Annotated in this window: 13 protein-coding genes; 6 read left to right on the top strand and 7 right to left on the bottom strand. The window is 64.7% G+C overall.

The features are described 5' to 3' along the window. Nucleotides 1-59 precede the first annotated feature (59 nt). The 5 genes from typA (at nt 60) to IEW58_RS03725 (ending at nt 5584) form a co-directional block, all read left to right on the top strand. Nucleotides 60-1889, top strand: a complete 1830-nt coding sequence (typA, locus tag IEW58_RS03745; protein WP_188643894.1) for a translational GTPase TypA — start codon at nt 60-62, stop codon at nt 1887-1889. Between the two features lie 93 nt (nt 1890-1982). Further along, nucleotides 1983-2402 (top strand): hypothetical protein, encoded by a 420-nt coding sequence (locus tag IEW58_RS03740; protein ID WP_188643893.1) that lies wholly within the window; start codon nt 1983-1985, stop codon nt 2400-2402. A gap of 90 nt (nt 2403-2492) precedes the next feature. Continuing rightward, entirely contained in the window at nt 2493-3344 is an 852-nt protein-coding gene (locus tag IEW58_RS03735) for an SDR family oxidoreductase (protein ID WP_188643892.1), read from the top strand. 71 nt (nt 3345-3415) lie between these two features. Beyond that, nucleotides 3416-4879 (top strand): sodium/proline symporter PutP, encoded by a 1464-nt coding sequence (gene putP / locus IEW58_RS03730; protein WP_188643891.1) that lies wholly within the window; start codon nt 3416-3418, stop codon nt 4877-4879. A gap of 36 nt (nt 4880-4915) precedes the next feature. Continuing rightward, nucleotides 4916-5584, top strand: a complete 669-nt coding sequence (locus tag IEW58_RS03725) for an extensin family protein (RefSeq protein WP_188643890.1) — start codon at nt 4916-4918, stop codon at nt 5582-5584. Here IEW58_RS03725 and IEW58_RS03720 read toward each other — a convergent pair. The 7 genes from IEW58_RS03720 to IEW58_RS03690 form a co-directional block, all read right to left on the bottom strand. Beyond that, on the bottom strand, nt 5581-6207 hold the full coding sequence (locus tag IEW58_RS03720; RefSeq protein ID WP_188643889.1) for a response regulator transcription factor: 627 nt from the start codon (nt 6205-6207) through the stop codon (nt 5581-5583). The two genes, IEW58_RS03725 and IEW58_RS03720, sit on opposite strands and share 4 nt — an antisense overlap. A 159-nt stretch (nt 6208-6366) precedes the next feature. Further along, nucleotides 6367-7125, bottom strand: coding sequence for a proteasome-type protease (locus tag IEW58_RS03715; RefSeq protein ID WP_188643888.1), 759 nt, complete (start codon nt 7123-7125; stop codon nt 6367-6369). Between the two features lie 52 nt (nt 7126-7177). After that, nucleotides 7178-7993, bottom strand: coding sequence for a transglutaminase family protein (locus IEW58_RS03710; protein ID WP_188643887.1), 816 nt, complete (start codon nt 7991-7993; stop codon nt 7178-7180). Nucleotides 7994-8010: 17 nt separating this feature from the next. Continuing rightward, the gene (locus tag IEW58_RS03705) at nt 8011-8955 is read right to left on the bottom strand and encodes an alpha-E domain-containing protein (RefSeq protein ID WP_188643886.1); all 945 of its coding nucleotides are present in this window, start codon (nt 8953-8955) and stop codon (nt 8011-8013) included. 16 nt (nt 8956-8971) lie between these two features. Further along, the gene (locus tag IEW58_RS03700) at nt 8972-10399 is read right to left on the bottom strand and encodes a circularly permuted type 2 ATP-grasp protein (RefSeq protein ID WP_188643885.1); all 1428 of its coding nucleotides are present in this window, start codon (nt 10397-10399) and stop codon (nt 8972-8974) included. A 76-nt stretch (nt 10400-10475) separates the two neighbouring features. Next, nucleotides 10476-11243 carry an esterase/lipase family protein gene (locus tag IEW58_RS03695; protein WP_188643884.1) on the bottom strand — a complete coding sequence of 256 codons (768 nt, stop codon included), beginning with the start codon at nt 11241-11243 and terminating at the stop codon, nt 10476-10478. A 79-nt stretch (nt 11244-11322) separates the two neighbouring features. Next, nucleotides 11323-11877 carry a DUF3617 domain-containing protein gene (locus IEW58_RS03690; protein ID WP_188643883.1) on the bottom strand — a complete coding sequence of 185 codons (555 nt, stop codon included), beginning with the start codon at nt 11875-11877 and terminating at the stop codon, nt 11323-11325. A gap of 157 nt (nt 11878-12034) precedes the next feature. Between IEW58_RS03690 and IEW58_RS03685 the strand changes: the two genes are divergently transcribed. Then, nucleotides 12035-12640, top strand: a complete 606-nt coding sequence (locus IEW58_RS03685; RefSeq protein WP_188643882.1) for an ankyrin repeat domain-containing protein — start codon at nt 12035-12037, stop codon at nt 12638-12640. Nucleotides 12641-12698: the final 58 nt, after the last annotated feature.

Here is a 12698-nt window from a genome sequence, read left to right as displayed (position 1 = left end):
CTCTCGGCTAGGGGCGCGCCGCCCGCGCACCGCGCTGCCCCCTATAAGAGACAATTTCGATGAACCTTCGCAACGTGGCGATCATCGCCCACGTCGATCATGGCAAGACCACGCTCGTCGACCAACTGTTCCGCCAGTCCGGCACATTCCGCGACAACCAGCGCGTGGAAGAGCGCGCAATGGATTCCAACGACCTCGAGAAGGAGCGCGGGATCACCATCCTCGCCAAGCCGACCTCGGTCGAATGGGCGCCGGAAGGGTCGAGCGAACACATCCGCATCAACATCGTCGACACCCCCGGGCACGCCGACTTCGGTGCCGAGGTGGAGCGTATCCTCAGCATGGTCGACGGGGTGATCCTGCTGGTCGATTCGAGCGAAGGCGCGATGCCGCAGACCAAGTTCGTCACCGGAAAGGCTCTCGCGCTCGGCCTGCGGCCGATCGTCGTAGTTAACAAGGTCGACCGTCCGGACGAGCGCATCCAGGAAGTGCTCGACGAGGTTTTCGACCTGTTCGTCAGCCTCGATGCGAATGACGAGCAGCTCGATTTCCCGGTTCTTTACGCCTCCGGGCGCAACGGATACGCCAGCGAGGACCCTGACCGCCGCGAGGGAACTCTCACGCCGCTGTTCCAGAAGATCGTCGATCACGTTCCCGCGCCGCGAGTCGACGAAACCGGTCCTTTCAAGTTCCTCGCCACCCTGCTCGATCGCGACAACTTCATGGGCCGCGTGCTGACCGGGCGCGTCCATTCGGGGACCGTGCGCGTCAACGACCCCATCCGCGCGCTCGACATGGACGGCAAAGTCGTCGAGGTGGGCCGCGCGACCAAGCTGCTCGCCTATCGCGGGCTGGAGCGGGTGCCGGTGGACAGCGCCCAAGCCGGCGACATCATCGCCCTGGCCGGTCTCGAGAAGGCCACGGTGGCGAATACCATCGCCTCACCCGACGTGACCGAGCCGCTCAATGCTCAGCCGATCGACCCGCCGACGCTGTCGATGCGCTTTGCGGTCAACGACAGCCCGCTTGCCGGGCGCGAGGGCGACAAGGTGACGAGCCGCATGATCCGCGACCGCCTTCTTCGCGAAGCTGAAACGAACGTCGCCATCCGCGTGACCGAGAGCGCCGACAAGGACAGCTTTGAAGTCGCCGGCCGCGGCGAGCTTCAGCTCGGAGTTTTGATCGAGACGATGCGCCGCGAAGGCTTCGAGCTCGGCATCAGCCGTCCGCGCGTTCTGTTCCGCGAAGAGAACGGCGAACGGACCGAGCCCTACGAGCAGGTCGTCATCGACGTCGACGACGAGCACTCGGGCACGGTCGTGGAAAAGATGCAGCGCCGCAAGGCCGAGCTGACCGAGATGCGTCCCAGTGGCGCTGGAAAGACCCGCATCACCTTCTCCGCACCCAGTCGCGGCCTCATCGGCTATCACGGTGAATTCCTCTCCGACACGCGCGGCACCGGCATCATGAACCGGCTGTTCGAAAAGTACGGCCCACACAAGGGCGCGATCGAGGGCCGCCCCAACGGCGTGCTGATTTCCAATGCGACCGGTGAGGCGGTGGGATACGCGCTCAACAGCCTGGAGGAGAGGGGCATCCTGTTCCTCGGACCACAGGCCAAGATCTACGAAGGCATGATCATTGGCGAAAACGCCAAGCCCGAGGATCTCGAGGTCAATCCGCTCAAGTCGAAGCAGCTGACCAACTTCCGCTCGACCGGCAAGGACGATGCGATCCGCCTGACACCGCCCAAGGTGATGACGCTGGAGCAGGCGATCGCCTATATCGACGACGACGAGATGGTCGAGGTTACGCCCAAGTCGATCCGCCTGCGCAAGGCGATCCTCGACCCGCACGAGCGCAAGAAGGCGCGCCGCAAAGCCGATTGAGCCAGCTTTTCCGGGCGCAACCTGTCCGGAACACTACGAATGCCCTGCCCTCTCCTCTCGATGCACCTTCCCGGGGCCCGAGAGGAGAAGCTCATGTCCCGTCGCCTCGCCGTTCCGCTTGCCATGATCGCCGCGGCCGTGTCGCTTCCCGCCCACGGTCAGGTGAGGACGATAACTCCTCCCCCGGCGGTACAGGCACAGCCTTCGCTGCATCAGCCTTCGAACCTCGACCTGCAGCTTCAATTCAACCAGCTCACCGAGCAGGTGTCGGTCCTTGCCGAGCGGCTTGCGGCGCTCAATCAGCATATCGCCTCGATCAGCGGCTCGATCGGCACGCTCAATGCGCGGGAATCAGATCATTTCGCGCAAGAGCACGCGACCACCTATGTGACTTGCAAGCTGCTCTACCAGCACCATTGGGCGCCGAATGGAGCCAATCCGACGCCGGGCGATCCCTATGTTCCGGACGATTATTGCAAGGCAATCGGCTGGCAGAGCCAATTCAAGGATTAACCGTTCAGCGCGAAGGGGTTTGCGCGGACACGCTTCGCCCGCCGGCATCTTCTTCCCACCGAAGCTGCCGCCGCTTGGGAAGACAGAAACTTGGCCGATCATGAAAAGCTCAAGGACAACCGCGTTCTCGTAACCGGCGGGACGACCGGGATCGGACGCGAAACCGTGCGGCTGCTGGCGGGTCGCGGCGCTCGGGTGCTTACCTTCGGTCGAGATCCCGCAGCCTTGCGCGAAGCGCTCGAATGCGCGCCCGGTGCCATCGGTCTGACCGCCGATTTCTCGACCATAGAAGGGTTGGAGCGCGTCTTCGCCGAGGTCGACAGCCGCCTTGGGGGAATCGACATCCTCGTCTCGTGCGCCGCGCTGGGCGCCGAGCCGATCCACGAGATGGCGGACGAAGATTGGCGCTACGTCATCGATACCAACCTCCGGGTCGATAACTGGCTGGGCGGGCTCGACATTCTCGTGGCCTGCGCCGGCGTCGGATCGGGGCCGCTGATGGAGATGGACGACGCCGGCTGGCGACATGTCATCGAAAGCAACCTCGTCAGCTACGTCGCCTGCACCAAGGGACCCATCGACCGGAGCAAGACCAGCGGGACGAAGGATGGCATGATCATCCTCGTCGGCTCGATCAGCGTAAACATCCAGGCGGTCGGGGAAAGTGTTTATAACGCCGGCAAAGGCGGAGTGGCGTCTTTCGCGGAAACGCTGCGCAAGGAACTGATCCCCGCGAACTTCCGCCTCACCCTGATCGAGCCGGGCGCGATAGCTTCGGCCATGCAGCCCTTCCCGCCCGAGGAACGGAGGCGCCAGATGGAAGCGTACAAGATGCTGCCGCCTGAGCAAGTGGCCGAGGCCATCCTGTTCGCCGCTACCCGGCCAGCGGGAATCGACGTGGTCACCCTGCGGATCGAGCCGCTCGACCAGAAGATCTACTAGCCCCCCCGTATCTCCCCAGCCTTCCGGTCATGCGGTTCACACGGCGCCGCGCGCCTGTTAGCACCCCGGCCATGCAAACCGGGGTCATCGTTTCGCTCGCGCTATACTTCATCCTGATGCTCGGCATCGGAATCTATGCGTGGCGCAAGTCCACCGCCGACAGCGAAGGGTATCTGCTCGGCGGGCGCAGTCTCGGTCCGGCGGTGACCGCCCTGTCGGCCGGCGCCTCGGACATGTCGGGCTGGCTGCTGCTAGGTCTGCCCGGAGCGCTCTATGTAAGCGGCCTCGTCGAGGCGTGGATCGGCATCGGCCTGTTCGCCGGCGCGCTCGTCAACTGGATCGTCGTGGCACCCCGCCTGCGGCGCCAGACCGAGGAACTGGGCGACGCGCTGACCATCCCGGAATATCTCGGCAACCGCTTCCCCTCCCACGCCGTGGCGCTGCGGCTGACGAGCGCGGTGATCGTCGTCGTGTTCTTCACCGTTTATACCGCCGCCGGAATGGTCGGAGGCGGCAAGCTGTTCGCCACGGCGTTCGGCGGCGACTACATGACCGGCGTGTGGGTCACCACCGGCGTGGTGTTGGCCTACACGATGATCGGCGGCTTCCTGGCAGTCAGCCTTACCGACTTTGTCCAAGGCTGCATCATGTTCGCTGCCCTCGTCCTGATGCCGCTGGTGGTCATGTTCGGGCCTGGGGGAAGCGCCGGTGAAAGCCTTGCGCGGGTGCCGGTTGAGGGATTCCTCAGCCTGTCCCACGGCCTGACCGCGATCGGTTGGCTCTCGGCGGTCACCTGGGGCCTGGGCTATTTCGGGCAACCGCACATCATCGTTCGCTTCATGGCGATCCGCAGCGTGAAGGAAATCCCCACCGCCAGAAATATCGGCATGGCATGGATGGGCGTCTGCCTTCTGGGTGCGATCGGACTGGGGCTGGCGGGCCGCGCCTACGTCGAACGCAACGGCCTGACGCTGGCCGATCCCGAGACGATCTTCATCCTTCTCGCCAACCTCCTGTTTCACCCGCTGGTCACCGGCTTTTTGTACGCCGCCCTGCTGGCGGCGATCATGAGCACGATCAGCTCGCAGCTGCTGGTCTCATCCAGCTCGCTTACTGAAGACTTCTATCGCCTGTTCCTGCGCAAGCAGGCCGGCGAGCGCGAGGCGGTGCAAGTCGGCCGGATCAGCGTGGCCCTGGTGGCACTGGCCGCGATCGCCATTGCCGCGGACCCCGACAGCAAGGTGCTCGGCCTCGTCGCCCACGCATGGGCCGGATTCGGCGCAGCCTTCGGGCCGATGATCGTGCTTGCTCTCACCTGGCGCCGGATGACCGGTGCCGGCGCCGTGGCGGGGCTGATTACCGGAGCACTCGTGGTTATCGCCTGGATCGCCCTCGGCTGGGACCAGAGCTTCCTCGGCGGCCCAGGCGTTTACGAGATCATCCCGGGCTTCATCGCAGCCTGGCTCGCAATAGTGGTGACCAGTCGCTCGACCCGTGAATCGGGTCAGGCAGATCCCGTTCACGCCATCGATTAGGTCGCTGTTAACCATGATGCGCCAATATCGCACATCATGGCCGGCCGTTTCGCCCTTGCCCTGCTACCCCTGTCGCTGGCGGCTTGCGGTCCGCTCGTCCCGGAAGGCAGCAGCACGGTCAGAGCGCCGGTAAGCGCTCCTCGACCTGCGGCAGTTAGTTCGGACGCGCGCCAGTGCCTTGCCGCGCTCGGCGCTGCGGGGGCGGGCTTTTCGCCTGTGTCGGACCGTTACTACGGTGCCGGGTGCTCGACCGTCGGGACCGTCAGCCTCAGCGAGCTCCAAGGCGACGAGGCGCGCTTCACGCTCGCCAATCTCGGCCCTGTGGCCTGCCCGCTGGCAGAGACCGCCGCCGCTTGGGCGCGCTTCGGAGTCGACCGGGCTGCCCGCCAGGTCTTCGGCAGTGGGCTCGTACGCATCGAGACCATGGGCAGCTATTCCTGCCGCGATGTCGCCGGTAGCAGCCGTCGTTCGGCGCATGCGACCGCCCGGGCCATCGACGTTTCGGCCTTCATACTGGCCGACGGACGGCGTGTAAGCATCCTCGGTGACTGGAGCGACGGATCACGGCAGGAGCGCGAGTTCCTGCGGCTCGTCCACCAGAGCGCCTGCCGCCGGTTCGGCACGGTGCTGGGGCCCGATTACAACGCCGCGCACAAGGATCACCTCCACCTCGAGGCCGGAGCGCCCGCTAGCTTCTGCCGCTAGCCGGCCGATTCCAGCCGCGCTTCGAAACGCAGGCGGACCACTTCCGCGGGGTGCGATGCGCCCAGCTTGTTCATCATGTTGGCGCGATGGATCTCGACCGTGCGCGGGCTGATGTCGAGCACTCGTGCGATCGACTTGTTGCTGCTCCCGCGCGCAAGCCAATCGAGGACCTCGCGCTCGCGCGTCGAAAGCACCCCGATGCGGCTGCGCGCTTCGATCATGCGGCGGCGCGCCTCGGCATGAATGCGGGCCTCGTCGCCGATGCAGCGGAGCATGGCAGCGAGCCGCGCCGGTTCGAGCGGCAGGGGCAGGTAATCGAGCGCGCCGGCCTTGATCGCCGCCACCACGCGCCCGGTGCTCGGAGAAGCCGACATCGCGACCAGCGGCAGCCAGATCCCGCGGTCGGCGAGATAAGCGAGAATATCGGCGGCACTGCCTTCGCCACCCTCATCTTCGTCCCGATCGCAAACCGCGATGACGCCTCGGCATGGTGGGTGGTCGGCAAGTTCCGCAATGTCCGCGTAAACCTCGGCATGGTGCCCCAGGGCGAACGTGATGCGGGCAAGATCGGCGCGAAGATGACTGTCAGAGGCGACGAAATGGAGGATCTGGCGTTCGGTCATAGGCGACCGGATGCCCGCTAAAACAAGACGATAAACCCTCGAATTGCTTCTAAATGGACCGATAGCATTAAGTAGAGCTGCGGATTGCGCCGTGGCGCGCCCGAGCGGATCGGCACCAGATCGGATGAAAATCTCGCCCCTTGCCCGGCCTGTAGGGTTCTAGGGTGTATCCTGAGGTTGCGAATAGAAGCTGTAGTCGGGCAGCGCTGTGAAGGCGTCTTTCAGTGCCTCGCTCCACCCGGCGGATATCGCCTGGTAGTACTCATCTTCATGCGTGATGCGTCGCTCGTGGGTGGCCGTGAAAGTGTCCCGCTCGATGACCATAAGGTCGAGCGGCAGACCGACCGAGAGGTTGGCCTTGAGGGTGGAATCGAAGCTCACCAGCAGCAGCTTGACCGCGTCCTCGAAGCTCATTTCCCGGTCATAGGCACGGATGAGGATTGGGCGACCGTACTTGGTTTCGCCAATCTGGAAGAACGGCGTGTCCCAGCTCGCTTCGATGAAATTGCCTTCGGGATAAATCATGAACAGCCGGGGCTCCATGCCCCTGATCTGTCCCGCGACAATCATAGAGGCGGTGAAGCGGCCTTGTCCGGCTGGTCCATTGGCGGCCTGCCGTTCCTCGATGGTTTCGCGCAGCAGCCGCCCGACCTCGGTAGCTACCTGGAACATCGTGGTTGAATCGAAGACGGTGTTCCGCCGTTCGCCCGGTGCCTTGGTGCGCTCTTCCAGCTGGCTGATCACCGCCTGGGTCGTGGCGAGGTTGCCCGCCGTCATGATCGTGACGATCCGCTCCCCCGGCACCTGCCAGGAGGTCATCTTGCGGAACACCGAGATGTTGTCGACGCCCGAATTCGTGCGGGTGTCGCTCATCATCACCAGTCCCCGGTCGAGCACCATTCCCACGCAATACGTCATCTCGATCCTCGGCTTGCTCAGGCGGGAAGTTTGGGCAAACTCCCCGTCCGCGTCACTGTTCCTGTTGCTGTTGTTCCACAGCGACCTCGACGTGCAGTTCCTCCCTCGCCCCGCCGTAGCTGATACCGGTGACCGGCGCTGCGTCGCGATAGTCGCGCCCGGTGGCGAGCCGGACGTAGCGGGGATCGGGGCTGATACCGTTCGAGACGTCGAAGCCCACCCAGCCCAACCCATCGACATGAGCTTCCGCCCACGCATGGGTCGCTTCCTGGTCGATCCGGTCGTTCATCATCAGGTAGCCGGAAACGTAGCGCGCCGGGATCCCGGTCAGCCGGGCCGCGCCGATGAAGATATGGGCGTGGTCCTGGCACACGCCGCAACCCGCTTCTAGAGACTGTTCGGCAGTGGTGTTGGCCCCAGTAGCTCCGGTTCCGTAAGCCACCTGTTCGCGGATGGCGGCGGACAGGGCGTGGAGATATTCCAAGCGGCTGCGGTCCGGCGCCTCCAGCCCGCGCAACAGGTGACGAAGGCGCGACCCGGGCCGGGTGAGGTCCGTCTGACCGACGAAGCTCCACAATGGCAGGTGCCCGGAATGGTAGCCGATCACGCCCGCGTGGTCGCGGGTCTCCACCGTGCCCTCGCAGGTGATGACGACCTCCTCCACCCCCGGCTCGACCGAGATGAGGGTGACGTGGTTGTGATGCTGGTCCTCGTACTGAAGTTCCTCGCGGGCACCCTCGAGGCGCATCGACCAGTCCAGCACGACCTGCCCCTGCGTCGCCTTGGGCGTCAGGCGCAGGCGCTGGAGCGCGTGGACCACCGGCTGGTCGAACGTGTAGCGGGTGGCGTGGCGGATAGCGAGGCGCATGGGATGCTTGCCCTTCCTTACCGCTGGAACCGGTAATCGTCGGAAATGGCGAGCGCGATCCGCGCGTTGCAGCCCATGAACTCGACCAGGAATTCGTGTAGTCCCTGCTCGAAGATCTGGCCCACGGTCAGATCGCCCAGGCGGGCCGCGGAGCGGCGAATGAGACCGGTGCTTTCAAGTCCTTCCTTACGGTTCTTCGATAGCGATTCCAGGTTCTGCTGGAGCAGCGAGTGGCAGTAAGCGAGGCTGCGCGGGAAGCGTTCGTCCAGCACGAGGAACTGCACGATACCGCGGGGGTCGGTCTGCCCGGCGTTGAGCCAGCGGTAGGCCCTCTGGCCGGAGACTGAACGCAGCACGTGATCCCATTGCCCGCTGTCCAGCGGAGTTCCGACGTAGCTGAGCGACGGAAGCAGCAGGTAATACTTCATGTCGAGAATACGGGCTGTATTGTCCGCTCGCTCGACCAGTGTTCCAGCACGCGCAAAGTTGTAGCCCGCATCGCGCAGCATCGAATTGGCCATCGCGCCATGGGCCAGGGTTCCCGCGCGTTTGACCAGCGCAATGACGTCACCCACCGACCCCTGAGTCACCGGCCGCAAGAGGGCATCGTCCAGTTGCATCCAGCTTTCGTTGACCACCCGCCACAGCTCCCCGCTGATGGCATTGCGCACGGCGCGCGCGTTCGTGCGCACCTGTCGCATCATCGCCAGCACGCTGCCGCTGTTGTCCTTGTCCCGCAGGATGTGGTTCCACACCTGGATGCCGGTGTAGGTGCCGTGTTTGGCGCGGTAGGCGCGGCTCTCGCCCGCGGCATGGATGACCGACCGCCATTCCTCTTCGGCAGTGATCAGGTCGCGGGTCAGCGCCATCCGCAGTCCGGCTTCGAGAAGGCGCGCGGTGTTCTCCGCCCGCTCGAGGTAGCGGAACATCCAGAAGAGCCCGTTGGCGGTGCGGCCTAGCATGACGGTATGCCGCGCATCAGTCTTTCAGCACCCAGGTGTCCTTGGTCCCGCCACCCTGCGACGAATTGACGACCAGCGATCCCTTCTTGAGCGCGACCCGCGTAAGGCCGCCGGGCGTGATCTCGATTCCGTTGGGAGAGACGAGCACATACGGACGCAGATCGACATGGCGCGGCGCCAGGCCGCGGCGCGTGAACACCGGACAGGTCGAAAGCGCCAGCGTCGGCTGCGCGATATAGTTTTCCGGACGCGCGACCAGCTTGCGGCGGAATTCGGCGATCTCCCGCTTGCTGGCCGCCGGGCCAACGAGCATTCCGTAGCCTCCCGACCCGTGGACTTCCTTGACCACCAGTTCGGCCAGGTTGTCGAGAACGTATCTGAGGCTGTCGGGATCTGCGCAGCGGAAGGTCTCGACATTGGGCAGCAGCGGCTTCTCGCCGGTGTAGAACTCGACGATATCCGGCATGAACGAATAGACCGCCTTGTCGTCGGCCACCCCGGTCCCCGGCGCGTTGGCGATCGTGATCCTCCCTGCCCGGTAAACGTCCATCAGGCCGGGCACCCCGAGTACGCTTTCCGGATTGAACGTCAGCGCATCGAGGTACTCGTCATCCACCCGGCGATAGAGCACGTCGATCGGCTCGTAACCGCAAGTGGTGCGCATCGCCACCCGGCCATCGACCACTCGCAGATCGGACCCTTCGACGAGTTCCGCGCCCATCTGGTCGGCCAGGAATGCGTGTTCGTAGTAGGCGGAGTTGTAGATTCCGGGCGTCAACACCGCCACCACCGGCTTGCCCATTGTCCCGGGCGGTGCGCAGGCGGCCAGGCTGCGGGCAAGCCGCATGGGATAATCGCTGACCGTTTCCACCTGAGAGCGAGTGAAGAGTTCGGGGAACATCCCCATCATCGTCTCGCGGTTCTCGAGCATGTAGGAAACGCCGCTCGGGGTACGGGCATTGTCCTCCAGCACGAAGAAATCGTTCGGTCCGGTGCGCACGAGATCGATGCCGACGACATGCGTGTAAACCCCGCCCGGCGGGGTAAAGCCGACCATGTTGGGCAGCCAAGCGGCGTTGTCGCGGAACAGTCGTTCGGGCACCCGGCCGGCGCGGATGATCTCCTGCCGGTGATAGAGATCGTGGATAAATGCGTTGAGTGCGCGCACGCGCTGCTCGATCCCGCGGCTAAGGCGGCGCCATTCGGCTGCGGAGACGATGCGCGGGATCATGTCGAACGGGATCAGCCGTTCCTCCGCCGCATCCTCGCCATAGACGTTGAAGGTGATCCCGGTACGGCGGAAAACCCCTTCCGTCTCCTGGTTCTTGCGCCGCAGCCAGCCGGGTTCCTGCGCTTCGAACCAGGCAGCGTAGTCGGCATAAGCCGGTCGCACCGCCCCGTCGGCGTCGTACATCTCGTCAAAAGTCTGCGCCGCGCCGCTCATGAAAGCCCTGCATAGTCGGTTTGCGCGGCTCTTGGCATACGCGACGAAGCCTGTCCCCCGCCCATTTCAGCAAGCGTCATCCGGGATCGAGCTCGCGCAGCACGGCAGAGAGCGCCTCGGGATCGTAGGCAAAACCGAGGTGGGTGCAGCGCAGCGCCAATTCCCGGTCGCGCTCTCCCGCAATACCTCGAGCGGCCCGCGGATGCACGATTCCGTCGCGGGGGCTCCACATCGCAACCGTCTCGACCGGGGGCTTGACCGACAGGTCGACGGCGACCGGAGGTTTATCGACCGGGTGGCCGGTAATGAGCTGGTAGGCACGCCACACGTTGTTTGCCCGGGGCGAATAGGAAAACGGCGAACCCATGGTCACCACCTTGGACACCGCTCGCGGCCGCCGCTTGGCGACCTCGCGTGCGAACAGGCCGCCCAGGCTCCAGCCGACCAGCACGATCGGCTCGCCGCAGCGCTCCGAAAGAGCCTGCGCTCTGGCCTCGAGCCGGTCGAGCCGCTCCGCGCTCGCGCCCCAGTTGAACCCCTCGCCCCAGTGAAACACCCGATGCCCCGCTTCCCGCAATCCTCGGGCCAGGAAGCGCATCCGCACCGGATGGGTTGCGAAACCTGGCAAGAGCATGACGGACCGGGAAACAGCCGCCAGGGGGATGGGCGCGCGGGGGCGAAAGGGCCGGCGAAAAGGTTCGCCCAGGGCCGAAAGCTCACCCGCAAGACGTCGCAGCGAGGGTCCGCCCGCTGCTTCCGGCGCCGGCTCGCGCGCCAGCGCGAGACGATGCGAAACGCTATCGCAGGCGTTGCTGATAGTCTCGATTGACAGCAGTGCAGCCATCGGGCCGGTAATCTCCTGCCGCGATGGTCCGCGGTGAAGCTTCAACGCGCGAACCTCGGCCCCGGTTTCACCAGTGCCCTCACGAACTGCAATCGCCCGTGCGGCGCGAATCCATCTGCATCTCCATGCGCATTTCGCCGCCCGGGATCATCGAGGTCTTCTGGGTCATGGCCATGTGCATCGCGGTGCTTTGGGCCGTGGCCGTGCCATCGATCTTCATCATCGATTCCATGCCTTGGGGGCCCTTGCAGGTCATTTCCGCGGAAAGCTTGCCGCCATCGACATCGAACCGGGAGAATTCGCAATTCACCCCGCCCTGCCCCTGGCTCATCTTGCGAACGGATTCCTCGAACCCCTTCTTCGCTTCGTCGGGCGTCAGGCAATAGCCGGAGGACTTGCCGCCGACGTCGCCCATCATGCCCTTGACCTTGTCCGCCTGCTCCTCGGAAAGGCCCGGGACGGAGAAGCTGAGCAGCTTCACGCTGGTTTCGTATTGTCCCGGTAGCGGCCGGGCGAGTTCCCCCGCCTCGGCGATGATCCTTTCCTTCGAGACGGGTTCCTTCGCTTCCTTCCCGCCGCAACCTGCAAGGGCGAAGGTGGCCAGGAGGACTGACGCGAGCGGGAGATGGTTCATGGCAACTTCCTTCCGGACCGGGAGAACAGCGCGCAATCTAGCTCAATCGAGCAAGCGCGCCATCAGCGAACTGACTTCGGACACAAAGTCGCGTCCTTCCAATCGTTTCCGGCTGCTTACCGCTATAGGCCCGGCAGACGAACAGGGGTTGCACGAAATGAAGAAGCTTCTCGCCGCTAGCGCGCTGGCGCTTGCAGTTATCATCGGCGGGCAATCGGTGGCCCCGATCGCGACGCCCGCCATCGCGCAGGCTGACGCCTTCGAGAATGCGCATCACTACGTCGTCAACAAGATGAACGCGCAGGCGCTCGAGATCATCGACCGCGGCGACTTCCCCATCGACCAGGGCAACTATGAAGGCTGGACAATGCTGCATTACGCAGCCGAATCCGGCAACCTCGAGATGGTCAAGGCACTGCTCGAGCGCGGCGCCGATCCGACACTCGCCACCCAGTGGGGCACTTCGGCCTACGACGTAGGCTCGACCACGCTAATCAAAGCCGCCATCGCCGCCGCGATCGAGGCGCGAACCGGCGTGAACCCGGTGAAGCCGGCCGTCTCCGCGCGTCCCTCGTCCACTAGCGCAGCCGCCGCTCCTGTGCGCGCAAGCGCTTCCGCGAAGCCGGGCAAGACGCAGACCGCTCGCGAGAAAATGTGCGAAGGGCGCTGGTATTCGAGCAACGCATTGTGTTCCGACAGCACCTGCAAGATGCGCGAGTACCGCAAGTGGCAAACCTGCCTGAAAACAGGCTCGTACTATTGAGCGTCTGAACGCAGGTATTTAAGGGCGCGGACTGGAACAAAAGGGCATCCGCGCCCAT

Source organism: Tsuneonella deserti (assembly GCF_014644315.1).
Lineage (GTDB): Bacteria > Pseudomonadota > Alphaproteobacteria > Sphingomonadales > Sphingomonadaceae > Tsuneonella > Tsuneonella deserti.
Note: the sequence above shows the minus strand (reverse complement) of the source record. Positions and strands in the feature narration are given on the sequence as shown.